Annotated in this window: 21 protein-coding genes; 15 read left to right on the forward strand and 6 right to left on the reverse strand. The window is 50.4% G+C overall.

The window, feature by feature from the left end; all coding sequences use genetic code 11:
• The coding region (locus CVU71_04345; GenBank protein PKN19609.1) for a hypothetical protein at nt 1-774 on the reverse strand (774 nt) is incomplete at its 3' end.
• A gap of 306 nt (nt 775-1080) precedes the next feature.
• Here CVU71_04345 and CVU71_04350 point away from each other — a divergent pair.
• Nucleotides 1081-2034: a tRNA dihydrouridine synthase DusB gene (locus tag CVU71_04350; protein ID PKN19610.1), complete on the forward strand. Its 954-nt coding sequence runs from the start codon at nt 1081-1083 to the stop codon at nt 2032-2034.
• A 336-nt stretch (nt 2035-2370) separates the two neighbouring features.
• On the opposite strand, the gene CVU71_04355 is transcribed toward CVU71_04350, so the two are convergent.
• Nucleotides 2371-2562, reverse strand: coding sequence for a hypothetical protein (locus tag CVU71_04355; protein ID PKN19611.1), 192 nt, complete (start codon nt 2560-2562; stop codon nt 2371-2373).
• 117 nt (nt 2563-2679) lie between these two features.
• Nucleotides 2680-2880, reverse strand: a complete 201-nt coding sequence (locus CVU71_04360; protein ID PKN19612.1) for a cold-shock protein — start codon at nt 2878-2880, stop codon at nt 2680-2682.
• Between the two features lie 434 nt (nt 2881-3314).
• Between CVU71_04360 and CVU71_04365 the strand changes: the two genes are divergently transcribed.
• From CVU71_04365 to CVU71_04410, 10 genes are all read left to right on the forward strand, one after another.
• The gene (locus tag CVU71_04365) at nt 3315-3554 is read left to right on the forward strand and encodes a hypothetical protein (protein PKN19613.1); all 240 of its coding nucleotides are present in this window, start codon (nt 3315-3317) and stop codon (nt 3552-3554) included.
• A 42-nt stretch (nt 3555-3596) separates the two neighbouring features.
• Nucleotides 3597-4169: a DNA-3-methyladenine glycosylase I gene (locus CVU71_04370; protein ID PKN19614.1), complete on the forward strand. Its 573-nt coding sequence runs from the start codon at nt 3597-3599 to the stop codon at nt 4167-4169.
• 124 nt (nt 4170-4293) lie between these two features.
• Nucleotides 4294-4728, forward strand: a complete 435-nt coding sequence (locus tag CVU71_04375) for a hypothetical protein (protein PKN19615.1) — start codon at nt 4294-4296, stop codon at nt 4726-4728.
• 256 nt (nt 4729-4984) lie between these two features.
• Entirely contained in the window at nt 4985-7207 is a 2223-nt protein-coding gene (locus tag CVU71_04380) for a hypothetical protein (GenBank protein PKN19616.1), read from the forward strand.
• Nucleotides 7204-8544 (forward strand): sigma-54-dependent Fis family transcriptional regulator, encoded by a 1341-nt coding sequence (locus tag CVU71_04385; protein PKN19617.1) that lies wholly within the window; start codon nt 7204-7206, stop codon nt 8542-8544. Before CVU71_04380 ends, CVU71_04385 begins: the two co-directional genes overlap by 4 nt.
• A gap of 9 nt (nt 8545-8553) precedes the next feature.
• Nucleotides 8554-9291 carry a hypothetical protein gene (locus CVU71_04390; GenBank protein PKN19618.1) on the forward strand — a complete coding sequence of 246 codons (738 nt, stop codon included), beginning with the start codon at nt 8554-8556 and terminating at the stop codon, nt 9289-9291.
• A gap of 122 nt (nt 9292-9413) precedes the next feature.
• Nucleotides 9414-9923 carry a hypothetical protein gene (locus CVU71_04395; protein ID PKN19619.1) on the forward strand — a complete coding sequence of 170 codons (510 nt, stop codon included), beginning with the start codon at nt 9414-9416 and terminating at the stop codon, nt 9921-9923.
• A gap of 11 nt (nt 9924-9934) precedes the next feature.
• Nucleotides 9935-10894 carry a tat (twin-arginine translocation) pathway signal sequence gene (locus tag CVU71_04400; GenBank protein PKN19620.1) on the forward strand — a complete coding sequence of 320 codons (960 nt, stop codon included), beginning with the start codon at nt 9935-9937 and terminating at the stop codon, nt 10892-10894.
• A 4-nt stretch (nt 10895-10898) separates the two neighbouring features.
• The gene (locus CVU71_04405) at nt 10899-12434 is read left to right on the forward strand and encodes a 4Fe-4S ferredoxin (protein PKN19621.1); all 1536 of its coding nucleotides are present in this window, start codon (nt 10899-10901) and stop codon (nt 12432-12434) included.
• A 23-nt stretch (nt 12435-12457) separates the two neighbouring features.
• Complete coding sequence (locus tag CVU71_04410; protein PKN19622.1) at nt 12458-12871, forward strand: hypothetical protein; 414 nt, start codon at nt 12458-12460, stop codon at nt 12869-12871.
• Between the two features lie 30 nt (nt 12872-12901).
• On the opposite strand, the gene CVU71_04415 is transcribed toward CVU71_04410, so the two are convergent.
• Entirely contained in the window at nt 12902-14506 is a 1605-nt protein-coding gene (locus CVU71_04415) for a long-chain-fatty-acid--CoA ligase (GenBank protein ID PKN19623.1), read from the reverse strand.
• Between the two features lie 220 nt (nt 14507-14726).
• On the opposite strand from CVU71_04415, the gene coaD reads away from it, so the two are divergent.
• A complete protein-coding gene (coaD, locus tag CVU71_04420) occupies nt 14727-15230 on the forward strand; it encodes a pantetheine-phosphate adenylyltransferase (GenBank protein PKN19624.1) in 504 nt (167 codons plus the stop codon).
• 99 nt (nt 15231-15329) lie between these two features.
• Here the strand turns inward: coaD and CVU71_04425 are convergent, their stop codons facing one another.
• Nucleotides 15330-15563, reverse strand: coding sequence for a hypothetical protein (locus tag CVU71_04425; protein PKN19625.1), 234 nt, complete (start codon nt 15561-15563; stop codon nt 15330-15332).
• 1052 nt (nt 15564-16615) lie between these two features.
• A complete protein-coding gene (locus tag CVU71_04430) occupies nt 16616-16966 on the reverse strand; it encodes a hypothetical protein (protein PKN19626.1) in 351 nt (116 codons plus the stop codon).
• Nucleotides 16967-17576: 610 nt separating this feature from the next.
• Between CVU71_04430 and CVU71_04435 the strand changes: the two genes are divergently transcribed.
• From CVU71_04435 to CVU71_04445, 3 genes are all read left to right on the forward strand, one after another.
• Nucleotides 17577-17795: a CopG family transcriptional regulator gene (locus tag CVU71_04435; GenBank protein PKN19627.1), complete on the forward strand. Its 219-nt coding sequence runs from the start codon at nt 17577-17579 to the stop codon at nt 17793-17795.
• On the forward strand, nt 17792-18196 hold the full coding sequence (locus CVU71_04440; GenBank protein PKN19628.1) for a putative toxin-antitoxin system toxin component, PIN family: 405 nt from the start codon (nt 17792-17794) through the stop codon (nt 18194-18196). The genes CVU71_04435 and CVU71_04440 overlap by 4 nt, the downstream gene beginning before the upstream one ends.
• A 428-nt stretch (nt 18197-18624) precedes the next feature.
• Nucleotides 18625-20289, forward strand: a complete 1665-nt coding sequence (locus tag CVU71_04445) for a long-chain fatty acid--CoA ligase (GenBank protein ID PKN19629.1) — start codon at nt 18625-18627, stop codon at nt 20287-20289.
• Nucleotides 20290-20411 lie beyond the last annotated feature (122 nt).

The raw sequence follows: 20411 nt of genomic DNA on the forward strand, positions 1-20411 counted from the left end.
CAGAGACGACGACGTTTCTTCAATGGCACTGGCCTGATTCGACGCACCGTCGGAAAGCGCCTGCCCGGATCTGGAAACCTGCTCGGATGCTTCCGCGACATTTACCGCTTCTTCGTTAATTGCCACGGCGATGTGCTGAAGAGGAAGGCGAATGGACCGCCTGATCATGATGATCATGAAAATGACTGAAAAGATGATAATGCCGATGAAGATTCCCGTATTAAGATTCTGTTGATCCATGCCTGTTTCAACAGCTGTGCTGAAATTCACCTGAAGAGCATTTGTAAAATTACTGTTCATTGTTTCCAAAGAAGTTTTTATGGCTTCTCCCTTTGCATTCAAGGCATCCGCTTTCTCCTTGAGACTCTGATCGCCTTTACTCAAGGCCAGATAAACCTGCTTGGCTTCGTCCGTGTAGGCTTTGTGATCGTCTATCGCTTTTTTGATGGTCGAGGAAGATTCAGCATCGATCAACGGCAACAGGGACATCGTGCCGAGTATATCCTGAACTTCATCCGCCTTTTCTTGTGCCGATTCGACTTTAGACGGGTTGCTTAAATTGACGCCCTCAGTATATAAGTTGACTTGATCCCGGAAGGCAAACTTGACGGACAGACTGTGCCTTGCGCCCGGCATCAGAAATCTGCTGACAACATTTAAATTTTCTTTTACTTTCATGCCCGACACGTATCCCAACACGATGGATACCAGACACCCTGCCAATAGAATGCCGATGGCAAACCAGATTTTTTGAAATATGCTTAACTTTTTCATCTTCTGCATCTCCTTGCTTACGAACGACCTTTTTCATTTATTAAAATGTTGTGTGATTTTCAACCAGATGTATCAGTCTCCAATACACGCCATTATTGCTTCGGTCTTCTGCGATTTTGTTGAATCGTATTTACAATATAGTATCAAAACGCAGGACCTAGTCAATCTATTTATTGTGTCATGATACCCTGCATAGCCGAGGTCGTCCTAAATCCGGCCTTGACAAACCGCCGGCAATCGGAAAAAAGCAATCCCTGTGATGATTTATTATGCCAGGCTGCATTCAAAAGGATTTAAAGATTACCCATGATGATATACCTTGCGCCCCTTCAGGGGATAACCGACAGGATTTATCGCAACCTGTTTCCTGTTTATTTTAAAGGCGTTGACGCGGCGATTGCGCCGTTTATCTCCTCTTCGAAGAAGATGAAACCGGATAATAAACTTCTGCGCGAATTCTATCCTGAAAACAATACAGGCATCCCCACAATACCGCAGATCATGAGTTCAGCGCCTGCTGATTTCATCATGATCGCCAATAAATTGTATGACGTTGGATGCGGCACGGTAAACTGGAACCTCGGCTGCCCGTACCCCATGGTTGTAAGGAAGGGCAGGGGCGCGGGGCTTCTCTGCGATCCGGTCCGGGTCGAATCTTTTCTCGAAACGGCCATGCCTCTCCTGAAACCGAATTTGTCGATCAAGCTCAGGATAGGGCTGAAATATCCCGACGAGGTGCTGGAGCTTATGCCGATTTTCAACCGGTTTCCGATCGAGGAGCTGGTCATCCATCCGAGAACCGGCGCACAAATGTATGGAGGGAACGTCGACCTTGATATTTTCGGACAGTGTCTCGACATGTCGAAACACAGGGTTGTCTACAATGGAGATATCGATTCGTTTGAAAAATTTGAGTTGCTGACAAAGCGGTTTGGATCAATCGAACGGTGGATGCTTGGCAGGGGACTGCTGGCCAACCCTTTCCTTGCGGAGAAAATTAAATTCAATACGGAAAAGCCTTATGCTGAAAGAATCAAAATCATCAGAGGTTTTCATGATCATTTATTTGCTGAATATCTGAAAATATTGTCCGGCCCCTCGCATATCACCAATAAAATGAAAGCCGTCTGGACTTACCTGGGAGACTTTTTTGAAGACGGGGCGAAAATAAAAAAAAGAATATGGAAAACACATCACCGGGATAATTACCTTGATGTTATCAATAAAATATTCAGTGAGACACCCGTTTCAAAAGCGTAGCGCACTGAAATTGCCGATGTGTTTGAAAAGTCCACCCGGCTTCCCGCTAATATCTCAAGGTTTCAATTATAATTGATTTTCCGGCGCTTACTTTTTGCCCATTGCGTCATTGCTGTCAGGGTTTTCTTTTGGGCTGTTTATTCTGCTTGTCCTGCGATTTTTGTTTCTGCTTTTCAGCGTTTTGTTTCTGACCTTTTTCCTTATCTTTCTTGCCGCCCTTGTCTCCCATGATATCACTCCTTTTGTGTTTTTCGAAAACACCTTTTAGTCGTGTGGCTTCAGATGCAGACAATAGACCCATTGATGATTAAAGCTTTGCACATAAAGACGGACAGGTCAATCCGCACTTTGGGCAGTCGATCCGGTTAAGATTGGTTCAGCAGTATCCGGATGGGCTTTGGAAACAGGCATCCCGGCATGGATCTTCTTCTGCCGGGTCATCCTGCGTTTTAATTCTTTGCCGGCCTGCTTCTGCTGCCTTGCTTTTTCTTTGGCCTGTGTTCCGCTGAGGTTCAAGGGTCTTCCCATGATAAACTCCTGTTTTTATTTTTGCTGAAGACGTAAAAAACATCCATGAAAAATAGAGAGGCGCTCCGGGACAGTATATCTCCATAGAGCGCCTCTTTCTTGTTTACCTGTTTTGAATTAAAGGAGTTTCACGTTTTCCGCTGCCGGGCCTTTTGCACCCTGAACAACATCGAAGCTCACAGACTGGCCTTCGGCCAGCGTCTTGAAACCAGCAGCCTGAATCGCGCTGAAATGGACGAAGATGTCCCCGCCATCGCTCTTCTCGATAAACCCGAAACCTTTACTTTCGTTGAACCATTTTACTTTACCTTCTGACATAATTAGTATCCTCCTTTCCCCGATATTTACCTGAAGTCGAATGCCCTTATGACAGAAATAAAAAAGCCACCAACACTATTAAAGAGTAAGGTGGCCGCCTTTGCACTTCAAATTGTCATAACGCAACTTCTTCTGTACCCTCCTGATAAAGACCATTGAAAAGTACAGGATAGGGCTGCACCCTACGTTACTTATGCTGCAATGTCAAGCACCATTAATTGGTGATGATTCTGTTAATTGTTACTGATGCCGGGTTGCACTGAAGCCGCCCTCTTCAGACGTCGCTTCGTGAGAGGGCAATAATGAATGTTTATTTGATTTTAAACCGGTTTTTGTGTACAAGGAAAATCATTCCCAAGGCGGATTTTGCACCAGGAACCGGACTTTACCAGAGTCGCACATTAATGATCAGACCGACAAAAAGGAGGTAATGAATGAAAAAGATCATTGTTTTGTCAGCAGCGGTGACGGTGTTTTGCTGCGCATCAGCGTTTGCCGAAATCAAATCATGTGATGAACTGAAGGGGGAAATTGAAGCACGGTTAAAGGCGAAAGGGGTAAAGGAATACACGCTGGAGATTATACCGGCGGATCAGGTTAAAGATCAAAAGATTATCGGTTCCTGTGCGGGCGGCACAAAGAAAATTTCTTACTCCCGCCATAAGAGCAAATAGTCCTGATCGTTATGATTCATGACCCCAGGAGAGGTTTAATCAATGAAACGCTGTGAATGGGCCGATCAGAGCGAGTCCATGCGATCCTATCACGATCATGAATGGGGCGTGGCGATTCACGACGACAGAAGCCTGTTCGAGTTCCTGGTTTTAGAAGGCGCGCAGGCGGGGCTGAGCTGGTCCACCATCCTTAAAAAACGGGAAGGTTACAGGAAAGCATTTGACAATTTTGATGCCGGGAAGATCTCCCGATATTCCGAGGAGGACATTTCCCGATTGCTCGGTAACTCAGAGATCATCAGAAACAGGCTCAAAATTAAGGCGGCGATCGCTAATGCCCGTGCCTTCCTGCAGGTCAAGGAACAATTTGGCAGCTTTGATCATTACATCTGGCAGTTTGTCAAGGGAAAGCCCGTTCAGAACTCATGGAAAAAGATAGCGGATATACCCGCAAGCACCCCCGAGTCTGAAGCCATGAGCAGGGATCTGCAGAAAAGAGGATTCAAGTTTGTCGGGAAAACAATTTGTTATGCGTTCATGCAAGCCATTGGCATGGTCAACGATCATGTGGCGGGTTGTTTCCGGCACGAGGCTGTCAGGAATTCTGATCGATAAACTGACGCAGACACAGGCGATAAAATATTCCGCAAAAGCGGATAAAACATTCATAGGACATCATCACAAGGGCAATCCCGCCGGTCTTACATGCTCCGGCTGATTTTGCCGGACAAAAGGAGGAATGCACATGCCGGCATCTTTGGAGTCTAAAGTTCGTACACGCGCATTCGCCCGGATCATCGGTCCGTTCCTCGTTCTCGTCCCCGCCATTCTGGTTGTTCGGGCGCCCAATCTGGGAACGATTCTTACCGCCTTCTTCCAGAACGAAGCGCTGGTCTGGATGATGGGCAGTTTGCTGCTTTTTTGCGGTTTGCTGATCATCGCGTTCCACCAGTACTGGTCGAGTCCGGCGGCGGTCATGATCTCACTATTCGGATGGTTCCTTGCGCTTCGCGGCCTGGTTCTCCTTACCGCCCCGCAATTGATTCTGCAGGGCGGCATCGCTTCTATGGACATGATCCCGGCGGTAAGGATCGGCTTTTCCATTCTCGTTGCGGTGGGCCTCTGGCTCACCTATGCCGGCTGGATTGCCGGACCGCCGGCTAGTGACAAGTAAAAGACTTTTCCATCCGGATATTACATAACCGAACCATCCGGCTTGTCGCCGGACCCGCGCTGTTTTTTTGTTTCACCTCGCGTCTGTCGAAGGAGGGCAACCCCCGTTTTCAAAAGAAAAGTTTGACTTCTGCGGCAAAGCCAATATAATTATTTTCAAAGTTATTATTCAGATAGATTCTTCATCGCAGCCGGACCCGGGTTTGGAAAACCATTAGATTCATGTCAGCTCTCAACTTCAGGTAAAGGGTGGAATCATGAAGAACAGGCAGCAATCGGATGATGATCCCGTTCACAAAATTCAGCAGCTGCGCCGCCAGCTCAAAGACCTTAAACAATCGGAAAACAAACGCAGGAGCACGGAAGACGAACTCAGGGAAAGCGAGCAGCGGCTTTCGAGCGTCGTCAGCCGTTCCCCCATTCCCGCGTTTGTGATCGGCAAAGACCACCGGATTCTATACTGGAATAAAGCCCTCGAAGAACTTACGAAAATCAGGGCTGAAGATGTCATCGGAACTTCCCAGCAATGGCGGGCGTTTTACAGTAAGAAGCGCCCCTGCATGGCGGATCTGCTGGTAAGCCGCGAGCAGGAAAAAATTTCCAAATGGTACACCGGTAAATATACCCGTTCCAAACTGCTTGATGAAGCTTACGAAGCCATCGATTTTTTTCCCGAACTGGGTAATCAGGGCAAATGGCTCCGATTCACGGCGGCGATTATTCGCGACGACGCCGGTGAACTGATCGGCGCCATTGAAACACTGGAAGATATAACCCGACGCAAGAAAGCAAAGGAAGCCCTGCTGAAGGCGCACGAAGAGCTGGAAGAGCGCGTCCGGGAAAGAACGGCGGAGCTGGCCCGGGCCAACGAGGCGCTCCTGACCGAACTGATGGAACGCCACAAGACGCAGAAGGCCCTCAAACAAACCACCGATCACTTGTCGCTGCTCCTGGAATCCCTGCCGATTATCTCTTATACGCGAAAGGCCGACGGCGATTTCGGCATCACGTTTGTGAGCAACACCATTGAAGAGATTACCGGCTATCCCACGCACTGCTTTATTGAAGATGAAAATTTCTGGACGGACCATATTCATCCGGATGACCGGGCGCGCATTGTCGCCGATCTGCAAGCCGGGCGGGAGAAAGGCACGCACCGCTATAGTTACCGGTTTCGGGTCATGGATGATTCCTACCGCTGGTTTTCGGATTACTGGCGGATCGTCCAGCATCCGTCCGGTTCAACCAGTTATATTGTCGGCGCCTGGCAGGATGTGACCGAGGATAAAAGAATCCGTCAGGAAGGAGAACTGCGGCTCCAGCAGATGATTCAAACCCACAAGCTGACGGCGCTGGGCGAAGTGGTGGCCGGCGTTGCGCATGAGATCAATAACCCCGTCAGCTTCATTGCCTACAATGTTCCGATTCTGGAAGAAATCTGGAACACGGTGGAGACCATTCTTTCCCGCTCAAGCGCTCACCATCCCGATTGGGAAAAGCGCGGCCTGTCTTACGAGGAAGTATGCGGCAACATGCGCGAGATCATCGAGGCGTTCAAAATCGGCGCCAACCGGATCAGCCGGGTCATTACCAGCCTGAAGGAATTCTCGCGCTCCGATGAAGCTACTCAGAAAAAAATGGTTGCCGTACCCGACGTGATTGCGGGCGCGCTGGTCATTGTGGGGGCGCAGGTCCGCCGAACCGTGTCCAAAATCAATCAGGAAATCGCCGAAAAAATTCCTCCCGTTTCCGGCCATTTTCAAAAAATTGAGCAGGTCATGGCCAACCTGCTGATCAACGCCCATCAGGCGATCGAACCGGGGCAAAAAGGCTCCATCACCATTCGCTGCCGCTACATCGAACGTTTAAAATCCGTGGTCGTGGATATCGAAGACACGGGGAAGGGGATAGAACGCAAAAACCTGGAGCATATCTTCGATCCTTTCTTCACCACCCGCAGGGAGATGGACGGCACGGGCCTGGGCCTTTCCATTTCCTACGGACTGATCAAGGAGCATCATGGCTTCATCAGTGTTCTTTCGCGTCCCGGCAAAGGCAGCCGGTTTTCCATTTATCTGCCGGTGAACAGCGAGGTCAATCTCAGTTTGTGTCCCGCCCTGTTGTGCATCGATCATAATGTGACGTATCTCAAAGAACTCAAAGCCAACTTTGTGGACGCGGTGATCTGGCGTTCGGAAGCCGGGGACAAACCCGAGGATATTCTCAACTTCCTCGCGGAGAATCCGGAAGTGGATATGATCGCATCCGAGGTCCGTTTAAAGGGTTTTAACGGATGGGAGCTCATGGAAAGAATCAAGGCGAAATATCCCCTGCTGCCGGTGATCCTCTACTCGGCCGACCGCAAGGCGCTCAAGCCGCCGCCTCAGATCAAGCCGCTGCCCGACTATACGCTGCATAAGCCGTTCAATATTGACAAGCTTCAAAAAATCATCCACGATCTGGGGAGACAGCAGTTATGAAAATATTGATTGTCGACGACGAAGAGGTGTCCCTCTCTTCGGTTAAAAGAATACTCAAGTGGCATGGCCTGAAGAATGTCGAAATCTGCGACAACGGCCGGGAAGCGATCAAAAAAATCCGCCGGGATAATTTTGACATTGTCCTTCTGGATCTGCTCATGCCCGAAGTGGACGGCATGCAGGTGCTGGAATCCACCAAGCCTTTCTGTCCGCAGACGGAATTTATCATCCTGACCGCCGTGGATGATATTCCGACCACGGTCAAAGCGATGCGCCAGGGCGCGTATGATTATCTGGTCAAACCCGTGGACAATGAACTGCTCTTTTTGTCTATCGAAAGAGCTTACGAGAGAAAAGGACTGCTGGCCGGTTTATCCATCAACGCCAGCTGCGAGGCGGCTGATATTCCGCCGTCGTTTGCCGACACGCTCACGCAAAGCACGCAAATGAAAGCTTTGATTTCCTATGCCCAGGTCATGGCCCGCAGCGGCAACCCGATCCTGATTACAGGGGAGTCGGGCACCGGCAAGGAATTGATGGCGCGCGGCATTCACCGGGCGGGCCCATCGCCTGCCGGTCCTTTTGTGGCGGTCAACGTTTCCGCGATCCCGTCGACCATGTTTGAAAGCCAGTTTTTCGGCCACGCCAAAGGCGCGTTTACCGGCGCGGACGGGAGCCATGCGGGATTTTTTGAACAGGCGGACAGCGGCACACTGTTTCTGGATGAAATAGGCGAGCTGCCCATCGGACTGCAATCCAAGCTGCTACGCGTTCTGGAAGACAAAACCTTTACGCCGCTGGGCGCGCAAAGCCCCGTGCGCGTGGATGTCCGGCTTGTCTCGGCAACCAATACCGAGCTGGACCGCGCGTGTCAGGAAGGCAAATTCCGCATTGACCTCTTGTATCGTCTGAGGTCGGCTTATATCTGCCTGCCGCCTTTGCGGGAAAGAAGAAACGACATTCCGCTTTTGGCCGCCGGCTTTCTGCAAAAAGCCTGTCTGCGCCACAAAAAGGATATTTCCGGATTCACCACCGCCGCCATGCAGCTGCTGACGCACAAAGACTATCCCGGAAACATCCGCGAATTGTCGCAGATTGTGGAAAATGCCGTTCTGCTGGCTGATGGTCCGGTCATCACGCCTGCGCTGCTGGGCGGAAACGGAGCGCAAAACGGACAGGTTTCCGCGTCCAGCCGCAGCCTGTGCACGCTCAGGGAAAATGACGCGGCGCATGTGCAGTTTGTTCTGAACTCCACCGGCGGCAACCGCCGCGAAACCGCCCGGATTCTGGGAATAACGCTTCGTCAGTTGCAGAGAAAACTGGCCGAGGCGAAGTAGTTTATTGAGATGACGAATTATGGTAATAAAAGCCAAAAGGAGCTGGACATGAAAAAGAATGTTTTGATTTTGATGATCGGCTTGCTGCTGCCGGTTGTCTGGACGACGGCAATGGCCGAAAGGTACCTTCCCGGTAGTCGTTTGACAAGCGTTGTGAACTGGGGGAACGGCAAGGTCTATTTCTTTAACGGCGACCGGTATATTCGTTATGACGCGGCTGCCGACCGGGCCGATCCCGGTTATCCCAAACCCATCAATTCCGAGACATGGCCCGGTATGATCTGGACGGATGGGGTTGATGCCGTAGTCAACTGGGGGAACGGCAAGGTCTATTTCTTCAGAGGCGCTCAGTATATCCGTTATGACGTGAGGGCCGACCGGGCCGATCCCGGCTATCCCAAACCCATCAATTCCGAGACGTGGCCCGGCATGATCTGGACGGATGGGGTTGACGCCGTGGTCAACTGGGGGAACGGCAAGGTCTATTTCTTTAAAGGCGCTCAGTATATCCGTTTTGACGTAAAGGCGGACCGGGCTGATCCCGGTTATCCCAAGCCCATCAATTCCGAAACGTGGCCCGGCATGATCTGGACGGACGGCATTGACGATGCGGTCAACTGGGGAAACGGCAAAGCCTATTTCTTTAAAGGCAGCCAGTATATCCGCTATGACTTAAGGGCGGACCGGGCCGATCCGGGTTATCCGAAAACCGTTGATGACAGCACATGGCCGGGCGTTCGCTGGTAGGGAGCTGTCTTTTCAAGGACGCGGCTCCATGATCAGGACGGTCGGCATCCGGGGGCTGTCTCCCGCGTCCGCACCGACAGGGAGTTTTTACGGCCTGATGACTTAATAAAGGAGGTGTGAAAATGAAAGAAGCATCTTTGACGACAACCGGCGCGGCAGCATGGGTTCCCCGGGCAGCGCAAATTGCGGCGCTGCTCATCGTGCTGCCCTTTCTGCTCAGCCTGATTAATATTAATTTTGCACAAAGCTGGAAGCTGCACTTCTTCCCGGCGGCGGTCATTTTGGCGGCAATGGTGTTTGGCGCCGGGGGAGGCGTTGTCGCCGGGATATCCGGGTCCCTTTATTCCGCCGTCATTCTCGGCAACCCTTATCTCATCCTCGGGAACGCGCTTTTCGGATTGCTGACGGGCGTCTTTTACCGGAAGAGCGGAAAAATTATCCCTTCCGTTCTGATGGCCTATGCCTGTGAACTGCCCTGGCTGATTCTATCCGATTACTATCTTGCCCGCCTGTCCGCCGATTTCATCGCGAGGCTGGTGATCGTATTGCTGTTGTCCAATCTTCTGTGGGCGTCTCTGATCAATCTGGGAATCAAGCCGGTTAAGAAACGCTTGAACATTGAGGATCGTTAACGGGGGAGGCTATGGGAGAATTATTAAAAACGGACCGGCGCGGATTTTTGAAGCAGGGGATTGCTCTGGGGGTTGCCGCGGGCAGCTCGGTTATTCTGGGTAAGACGGACAGCATCTGGGCTAAAGATGTGACGCCGAATAGTCCCGACCTGGTCGCGGTAAAAAACGGTCAGCCGGACACGCTGTTTAAAAAGGCCATTTCCCTGATGGGCGGCATGGGGCAGTTTGTTAAAAAAGGGCAGACGGTTGTGGTCAAACCGAACATCGGTTTTGCCGGACGGCCGGAGATGTGCGCCACGACCAATCCGTTGCTGGTCAGGACGGTTGTCGAACATTGCCTGGCGGCGGGCGCCAGGAAAGTTTATGTGTTTGACAATGCCACCATGGCCGGCAGCGCTGCGGAAAACTGTTACCGGATAAGCGGGATTGAAGAAGCGGCGCGAAAAGGGGGCGCCACGGTTGTTCCGGGGAACGAAGAAAAGTATTATAAAGAGGTAAAAATTCCCGGAGGCAAAGTGCTGAAATCCGCAAAAGTCCATGAACTGCTGTTAAGTTCGGACGTGTTTATTAATGTGCCCATTTTAAAAAGTCACAGTTATGCCCATTTGACGGCAGGCATGAAAAATCTGATGGGAGTCGTCTGGGATCGCATGACCTATCACATGTCCGGTCTGGATCAATGCATTGCCGATTTCTGCCTGTACCGCAAGCCGGATTTAAATATTGTTGATGCCTACCGGGTGCTGATGAAAAACGGGCCTTCTCCCCCCAGAAGCGAAAGCGCGGCCGCCCGCGACATTGAACTGAAAAAGACGCTGCTGATATCCCGGGATATTGTCACGGTGGACGCCGCCGCGGCAAAAATATTCGGAAGCGATCCGGAAAGAATCCGCTATATCCGGACAGGCCATGAACAGAGAATCGGCAATATGCATTTAGACAAGCTGAAAATTGCCACGCACGCAATGTAAATATATGAACCTGGTGACGCTCAGAAAGAGTTTTTCCCTTCTGATCTTTTTTTTATTTATCCTGCTGTTTACCGTCGGGGAAAGCGCAGCCGATTTTCTTTCTTCGCTCTTGCTGCCGTTCCAGCTGGTTCCCGCCTTGCTGCACAGCCTTGCAAACCCCGGGGTCTTGTTTGTTTCCGGACTGATGATTCTTGCGGCTCTTTGCCTTGTTTTCGGCAGGGTTTACTGTTCCTTCCTGTGTCCGCTGGGCGTAATGCAGGATGGTTTTATCTTCCTGGCGCGCAAGGCGCGCATCCGCCTGAATCACAAAACGGAAAAGCCGTATAACCGGGTCAGATATTCGCTGCTGGCCGTCACGCTGGTTACCGCCGTATCCGGTTCCATGATCCTGCTCAATTTCCTTGATCCGTTCAGCCTGGCAGGCAGACTGATCACGCACCTGGGCGATCCTGTCGTTGCGGCACTGCGCAGCACTTACATCGGCATCCTCAAATATTTTGATATTTATCTGTTTGACGGGGCCATGAATCCTGTGCCGCTTTCTTTGCTGATGACAACCGTCATGTTTCTTTTCCTGATTATTTTTATGTCCCTTCGCGGCGGCCGCCTTTATTGCAATACGGTCTGCCCCGTGGGAACGCTTCTCGGGCTCATCGCGCGATTTTCTCTTTTTAAAATTTCCTTTAAGGGTGGCCGGTGCAATGATTGCGGGTGCTGCGAAAATGTCTGCAAAGGAGGCTGCATTGATCTGTCCAAAATGCAGATTGACCACAGCCGCTGCGTCAACTGCTTTAACTGCCTGAAGGCCTGTTCCCAATCCGCCATCAGCTATCGCCTGCCGCTTGCGGATGATGATCAAAAAGGCTGGTCGCCTGCGCGCCGCGGTTTTATTTTCAGATCAATCGCCGCAGCGGGATCGCTGGCGCTGGTTTTCAACTCCGGGATCCGCAATGTTGCCGCTTCGTCCGCCGTCGAACAGGAAGATATACCGGTCACGCCTCCCGGCTCGGGCGGCGTTGCTCATTTTACCAATGCCTGCAGCGCCTGCCATCTGTGCGTGAACATCTGTCCGACAAAGGTTTTAGTGCCGTCAATGTTCGCCTATGGCATCGGCGGTTTCATGCAGCCTCAGATGGATTATCGGAAAAGCTATTGCGATTTTGAATGCAAGGCCTGCGGCAGGGTTTGCCCGACGGGAGCCATCATTGATCTTCCGCTCGCGGATAAAAAGCAGACGCAGATCGGCGTTGTACAACTGCTTAAAGAGGAGTGTATCGTCTACGTGAAACATCAGAACTGCGGAGCCTGCGGCGAGGTGTGTCCCACCAGCACAATTTATTCGGTCAATAAAAATGATGTCCTTTATCCGGAAATCGACGATCAATACTGCATCGGCTGCGGGGCCTGTGAAAAGGCCTGCCCGACCGAGCCGAAATCGATTATCGTGAAATCCAACCCGCTGCATAAAAAAGCGGTGAAGTATGTTCTGCCTGCGGAAGTCGTCCAGCCCAAAAAAGCGGATAAGGACTTTCCGTTCTGATCAAAGCGTGAAAGGATAGACTGATGATTAATCCGGAACTTGCAAACTGCTCTCTGGCGTTGATTGACGGAGATAAAATTATTTACACCGCAAGCGGAGCGGGGCTTGCGCCTCTGTGGGAGTGTCTGGAGAAATTCCGCGACAGCGGGGGCCGATTTACCTTGTTCGATAAAGTGGTGGGGCTTGCCGCGGCCAGGCTGATTGTCTATTCGGGAATCATCGAGTCGGTCCTCACGCCTCTGGCTTCACAACCGGCAAAACAGTTTCTGGAGGAAAACGGCGTCAGGATAAGCGCAGATCAAGTTGTCGCCAATATTCTCAGAAAAGACAAAAGCGCGATTTGTCCGGGCGAGATCATGGCCATGGGCACGGATAACCGCGATGATTATCTGGCCGGGGTAAAAGCAATGCTTGCCTTATCCGGCGGGAGCAAATGAGTAGAGTCCGCTGCTTGTCCGGGCGCCTGATCAGCCCAGTTTGCGGAGTTCCCGGCGGAGAATCTTGCCGACGGCGCTTTTCGGCAGGGCATCCATCAGCTGAACGGCCTTCGGCCGTTTATAGGTCGGCAATTGCTCCCGGCAGAAGTTCATCAGATCCTCTTCCGTGACTTCGCCCTGCCGCTTCAGAACGACAAAGGCCTTGACCGCCTCACCGTAAACCGGATCGGGAATGCCGGTGACGCCCGCTTCGAGAACCGCGGGATGCCGGTACAGGATATTTTCTATTTCCCTCGGGAAGATATTTTCTCCTCCCCGGATGATCATGTCCTTCTTTCTGTCCGTGATAAAGATATAGCCGTCCTCATCCATATGTCCGATGTCTCCGGTATGCAGCCAGCCGTTGCGAATGGCCTCGGCCGTTTCCAGAGGCTTGTTCCAGTAGCCTTTCATTACGCCGGGGCCTTTAATCACAATTTCACCGGTTTGTCCGGCCGGGAGTGCGCGATCCTGGTCGTCGAATATTTTAATGGTATTAAACTTCTGGTAGCACAAGCCGATGGAGCCGTATTTGGGCGGCCGCCGCCCCGCCACATTACCGCAGTTGACGGTGGTTGCTTCACTGAGCCCGTAGCCTTCCCAGATATCGATGCCGTATTTTTGCTTCCAGCTGCGGGCGATTTCCAGGGGCATGGGCGCGGAGCCGCAGATGCAGGTTTTAAGCGAGCTTAAATCATACTGCGCGGCCAAGGTGTGGTTCAACAGTTGAATATACATGGTGGGTACGCCGCGAAAATCCGTGACCCTGTGTTTTTGAATGGCGTCCATGGCGAGAACGGGGTCCCAGCGGCTGAGCATGACCAGTTTGCCCCCGGTCAGAAATTCCAGGCTCAAGGCAAAAACCCCGTAGCCATGGAACAAAGGAAGCGTGATGAGCGAAACGCGGTTTCTGCTGACGCCGAAAACCTCGCCTTCGGGGCTGCTGCTTTTGGCCTGTCCGCCGTCCTGTTCGTGCAGCGTCCCTCTGGCCGTCATGCCCCAGCTGTCCAGCAGGACCAGATCGTAATAACCCGAGACATGGGTGTACCAGTTGAAATGCGTCAGCATGACGCCTTTCGGATTTCCGGTGGTGCCCGCCGTATAGATCATCACGGCCGTATCATCGTTTTCCGTTTCTTCAGGCGCCAGACGGTCGGAAGCCTTTTCAATGAATTGATCAAAGAACAGAACATCATCGCGGCCGGTTTCCTCCACCAGAATGACCGCCTTCAGATCAGGTGTTTCCCTGCGGGCCGCGTTGATATTCTCCAGACAGCTTTCAGAGCTGATGAGGACGGATAAGCCGGCATCCTTGTAAATATAAGCCAGATCCGGCACGCGCAAAGACGGATTGATCGGAACCAGTATGGCGCCCGCCTTGAACGCGGCAAAAAAAGACTGCACAAGTTGCGGACAATTCAGCAGCTGGACGCCGATCCGGTCGCCCTTCCGGATTCCCAGCCCTTTTAAAGCATTGCCCAGCCTGTTGGCCGCGCGATTCATGGCGACATTGGTATGCCGGTGTCCGTCATGATAAAGAAATTCGTATTCGCCAAACCTTTGGATATTGTCATCTGCCAGCCGTCCAATATTCATGGTCCACCCCGACTTTCTTCATATTAAAGTGGTACAGCGTTTGATTTCAGAATATCTTACAGGAATTTTTGAAAAAAGGAAACAGGAGGCTCATTCGTTGAACGCAGGGAAGATGATCCGTAGTTCCGTTTTTTTACTGAAATACCTCACAAGCATGCGCCTTGACCGGATGGCGCGGGAATGTTATGGGGGCAGATCAAATCGTTGGTGCGGGAGGACTATGAAGAAACAGAATCGAATTGCGGTGTATGCGGGGACATTTGATCCGGTTACTATCGGCCACCTGTGGATGATTAAGTCGGGGGCGAATCTATTTGACAAACTCGTCATAGCGGTTGGAACCAATCCGGACAAGAAGTGCCATTTCTCTTTGAAAGACAGAATTAAAATGCTTCAGGAATCGATAGCAGGATACGAGAATGTCACGATCGACAAATACCCGAACAAATTTCTGGTCAAGTATGCCGAAAGCATCGGCGCCAGATTTATTTTACGAGGAATCAGGAGCACGACCGATTACGAGTACGAGAAATCTCTGAGCTATGTTAACCGTCATTTTAATTCTGAAATAGCGACGGTGTTTTTATTGCCGCCAAGGGAAATGATCGAAATCAGTTCCAGCATCGTCCGGGGACTGGTCGGTCCTGAAGGATGGGAAGAGGTTGTCGGCAAATATATCTCGCCGCACGTCCTGAAGCGATTCATGTTAAAAAATAAGTTATAGGTCCGGCATCATAGGGCCAAGTCTTGATATAAGTTTTTCCCCGCCAGGTCAGGACTTCATAATGGTCTAAAGGACACCCCCATTGGCCCGCTGCGCGGATTACAGCGTTTTGTCAATATTTCCGGGGCCGCCGCATTCCGGCGTATAACAGGTGACATTTTTAAACTCGCATTTCCGGAAGCAGGATGGACATTGTTCCGGGAGCGTCGGCGCTTTCAGGATGTATCCGCATTCCCTGCATTTCCAGAATGTCTGTCCGCATTCAGGACAAATATCATCGTCAAACGGTGTTGCGGATTTATATCCGCAGGCAGCGCATTCTTTAACGGCCATTTCAATGCCTCCTTGAACAAAATTTTGTTGCTGATCGTCAGGCACAATGATGACAGAAAGTAAGGGCTGTTATCTACAGGCAGAAATCATGGGTTGGCCTGATGCGGTGCAGCCCATACCGTTACTATGTGCATTTGTAAATTGCCCGGACGAAGTAACGGTTATGCTGTAATTGCAGCCAGCCCCTCCACCTGAGCCATAAGGACTGCGTGAACTGACCCAATTGCAGGTTTTTCCCGCGACCCTGAAAGATATTGGTGCATCAGGCCGAAAGGCATACGTGAGAGTGCTGCTGCTTGAATGAGATGGGGTTATGAAGTCAGCCTGTAACGTAATATTTACCGTATCAGCATTGGCGGCGGTTGACAGCAACAGTAAAGCGGCAGCAGCAATAAAAATCTTTTTCATGTTAGCACCTTTCGTGGTTGTGCACGGAAGAGACGGACATACGCCCAAATCCCATACGCATGCAAAAGTTTAGTGAATCCGAAAATACCAGTAGAAATTGATAAGTCGTTGTTTTTCACGGCGATCAAGGTAGCAAAGGCTGTTTTGTGCGTCAAGAATATTATTTCACAATCGGGTGATTACCTGTGCTGTCGGAAAGGGGGGATTGGCTGAAGGCTGCCAACTTGTGTCAAGAGCAGACTTGAGCCCTCTAAAAGGTGGCAGTTGCACCGGGGCATCCGGCATGCGCCAGAGTTCCTGCCCTTCGCTCAATGCCCTCGACTGTGGCGCTAAGCTTGCTACGCTACAGCCGAAAACTCGCCCTTCGGGCTCAAACAGTTCGGCTGTCTGACGCTACACCGCGCTAAGCGCCACAACATCTCGGCCATGATTCGCGCAGTCACACCCCGGTGCAGCTGCGGGTGATAAATTAAATAGAATCGTTCCTGATTTTCTTCTTATTATATTTCTTGTATAACGACGAAGTGAGCCGGAGCGCAGCGATCGGCTCTACTGATTTGTTGGCAGTTCAATTATTTTCATAGACAATATTAATGCCTTTGACCTTACTCTCTGCTTTAAATATTCTTGCGTTTTTATGATGCTTAAAAATTACCGAAATTATTGTCTTGCCACGCAACTTCAACTATAAGTTCGTTGCCTTGCCCTGATGGTGCTTTTCCATGAGCTGCGTCTGCACTGAATAGATTGCCACCTTCATTTGCAAGAGACTGCTCTGAATTTATGACTGATGCATGAGTACTGAAACCAGTTGTAGCGCCACAATCTCTCACAAATATTATTATTCTATTATTTTGATTTGGCGATTTTACTTCCTTAATAATTTTATTCCCGCACATACCGTCTGCTAATCTGTTTAAAAGGAATGCTGTTAGGCCAACTAGAACTATTAGACCCACGAAAATATAAAGGCATACCTTCTTCCACTTTTTCATTATTTCTCTCTGCCAACAATTAATCTACCGCCGCGGTAAAACCCGGTTCCGGGCAAAAAATAACTTTGAACTCGTTTTTGACGTTTAAAAATACTTCTTGAAAATCAGCTAATTATAAATTACCGTAGCGGCAAAAGGTCCTTTTTTGTGAAATGCAGCAAAAGATATCTGTTTCTAGTGCATAGGGTCAGGTCTTGAAACATAAGTTTTCTGCCCTCCAGTTAATGTTTTATAATTCTTTGAAGATGAGTTTTTGTGATGTGCCATAATCCCCCTACGCTTCACTTCGGGGATAATTCGACTAACAAATTTCAATGCATTCTATTTCTGAAATTTGAGTCTCATTAACAACATCTTAAAAACATTGCAAGAAAAAATAAGAAAGGGGTTCAACGTTTAGCGGTTCACCGTTCGTACCCCTGCGGGGCATACACAGTTAAATGATAGATTGCCACGCCGTCTGAGAGACGGCTCGCAATGACAGGGGCCTCACTGAGTAGTTAATGGGACAGGTCTGCCGTTGACTTATGAGAATTAAGTATCAAGTCAACCTGATTTTTTAATTTGAATGATTTGGTATTGTAGTGTATTGTAGTGGCGGAGGTGCATTATGAGAAGCGTTCTATCTGTCAGTTTGCCGGAGAAGATGGCGTCGGAACTGGAGTCCATTGCCCGTGCAACAGGAAGAAATAAAAGCGATATCGTGAAAGAGTCGCTGGGGGTGTTTTTATGGGAAGCCAGATTCCGTCGGATGAAGAAGCGCCTGAGCCCCAAAGCGAAAGCGTCAGGCCTGATCACGGATGACGATGTTTTTAAGGCTATATCATGAAGGCGGTATTTGACACCAATGTTCTGATTGCCGCCTTTCTGACGGAAGGGCTTTGTTCAGGCCTGTTGATTCGCGCCCGCAAGCAGACATTCAGCCTCGTTCTGTGCGATGATATTATCAGCGAGTTTAAAGGTATTCTGAGAAAAAAATTCAAAATTACCCCGGCCGATATTACCGAAATTTCGGCCATAGTTTCAGAAGCAGCGACCGAAATCATTCATGATCTGAGTCCTGTTCCGAATATTTGCAGAGATCCGAATGACGATATGATTATAGCCTGTGCTGTCGATGCGCATGCCGATTATATCGTTACCGGTGATGAAGACCTGCTGATCCTCAAGAAGTATAAGGGTGTTGTCATCATTAATCCGCGCAATTTTGAAGCCTTGTTTGACGACTGACGCTGATGATTTCCAACCGGTTTAGTAGCTACTTTTTTCCTCACAGCTTCCGCTACGATCACGGATGAACTTCATGTTGACATTCCGAAACTTATGCACGCCTTATTAAGTTTATTAGTGCGCTCGAAATAAGCTAACAGACACTTCGTAATTGTGGCACGCACAAATTGTGACGTCCCAGATTGAGGCATGCCACAATCCACTAACTTTTCCAGCTTTCAGGATATTCCTTAAATCGTTTTGAAATTATTGATGATTACTGTTTGTTTGGCCCCGGCGCTTTCTGGCACGTTATCCGCAGGGAGCACTTACGAATTTGGAATTGCACGGATTAAGCCATTTGGTCTCTGCATTCAAAAAAATAACAACGGGACAGCGAACTGCATCCCCTGTCAATCTTAATAAACTAATTTTTTAGGAGGTAACACATGTTTGAAGCGAAACCCTGGCTGAGTAGTTACGATTACAATGTCCCGAGAACGATCCAGTATCCGAGGATCCCCGCACAGAACCTTGTACACCTTGCCGCCGCAATGTACCCCCACAAGGCTGCCACCAATCTTTATGGATCCAAGATGACATTCCGTCAAATCCGGTCCCAGATTCTGCGCCTGGCCAACGCGCTGGTCAAATTCGGCGTCAAAAAAGGCGATCGGATCGGCCTGGCTCTTCCCAATTGTCCCCAGTACATCATCGCTTATTATGCGGCGCTGTCCACAGGCGCTATCGTCGTCAACATGAACCCCCTTTACACCCATGACGAACTCAAGTTCATGATGGAAAATTCCGGTTTGCAGACCCTTTTCACTTTTGACATGGTTCTGCCCGTGATGCGCCCTCTGGCCAAAGAACTGGGTTTGAAAAATGTGATTATCACGAAGGTGACGGACTATATTCAGGGGCTCCCGGTCAGCACGGCCAAAAGCCTGGAACTGGAAGAAGGCTGGCATCATTTTTCGGAACTCGTAGAGAGCTCTAAAGACGAAAGCATACCGAAAGTGGCCGTCAATTCCGAAGATCCCGCCCTGATCCAGTTCACGGGAGGGACGACGGGGCTGCCCAAAGGCGCGCTTCTGACCCATTCCAACGTTGTCTCCGGAGCCTTTCAGGGAACCCTCTGGGGAAATTCCATTACCACCTATGTTCCCCACGCGCAGCGGGCCGTCATCGGCGCCATCCCGTATTTCCATATTTACGGCAACACTTTTTCCATGAACTGGGGCTTCCTTAATGCCGCAACCCAGGTCTTGTTCCCGAGATTCGAACTCGAAGAATTCATGAGCGTTCTGGCGACGCTTGACGAAATCACCTATTTCCCCACCGTTCCGACGATGGTTACGGCCATTGCCGGTCATCCCAAGGCCGCAGAGATTGATCTGGGCTCCCGCATCCGGCTCTTAAGCACGGGCGGCGCTCCCATGCCTGTCGAATTGATTCAGAAAGTCAAAGACATGGGCGTCTTCTTTAATGAAGGCTGGGGCATGAGCGAAACCGCCTCCGTCGGCATCAGCATTCCGATTCTCCGCCATAAGCCGGGTTCCATCGGCTGTCCGGTTCCCGACAATGAAGTTCGTCTGGTGGATCTGGAAACAGGCCAGCATGATGTCAAGCAGGGCGAGCCGGGTGAAATCCTGATTAAAGGCCCCACCGTCATGCAGGGATACTGGAACAACCCGTCAGAGACGGCCAATCAGCTCAAAGACGGCTGGCTCAGTACCGGTGATATCGCGCAGATGGACGAAGACGGTTATTTCTACATTGTCGACCGCAAGAAGGATATGATCATCGCCGGCGGCTTCAATGTTTACCCCCGCGAGGTTGACGAGGTTTTGTATCAGCATCCCAAAATCGCCGAAGCGGTTTCCGCCGGTGTTCCGGATGCCTATCGCGGCGAGACGGTCAAAGCCTTTGTCGTGCTGAAACCGGGCGTTGAAGCAACTGACAAGGAAATCATTGCTTTCTGCAAAGAAAAACTCGCGCCCTATAAAGTGCCGAAGATGGTTGAGTTCCGTCAGGAACTGCCGAAATCAGCCGTCGGCAAGATTCTGCGCAAGATTCTGCGCGACGAGGAAGTCGCTAAAAGCAAGAAATAGCGGATAGTTGTCAGATTTATGGTTGAAAAGCATACGCCTGCGCCAGGACGGAAAAATCCGGGTTGCAGGCGTATGCCGGTATAAATTAAAAAGATGCAGGCTGGCGGCAACTGTGGTAATCA

The organism is Deltaproteobacteria bacterium HGW-Deltaproteobacteria-6, assembly GCA_002840435.1.
Taxonomy (GTDB): domain Bacteria; phylum Desulfobacterota; class Syntrophia; order Syntrophales; family Smithellaceae; genus UBA8904.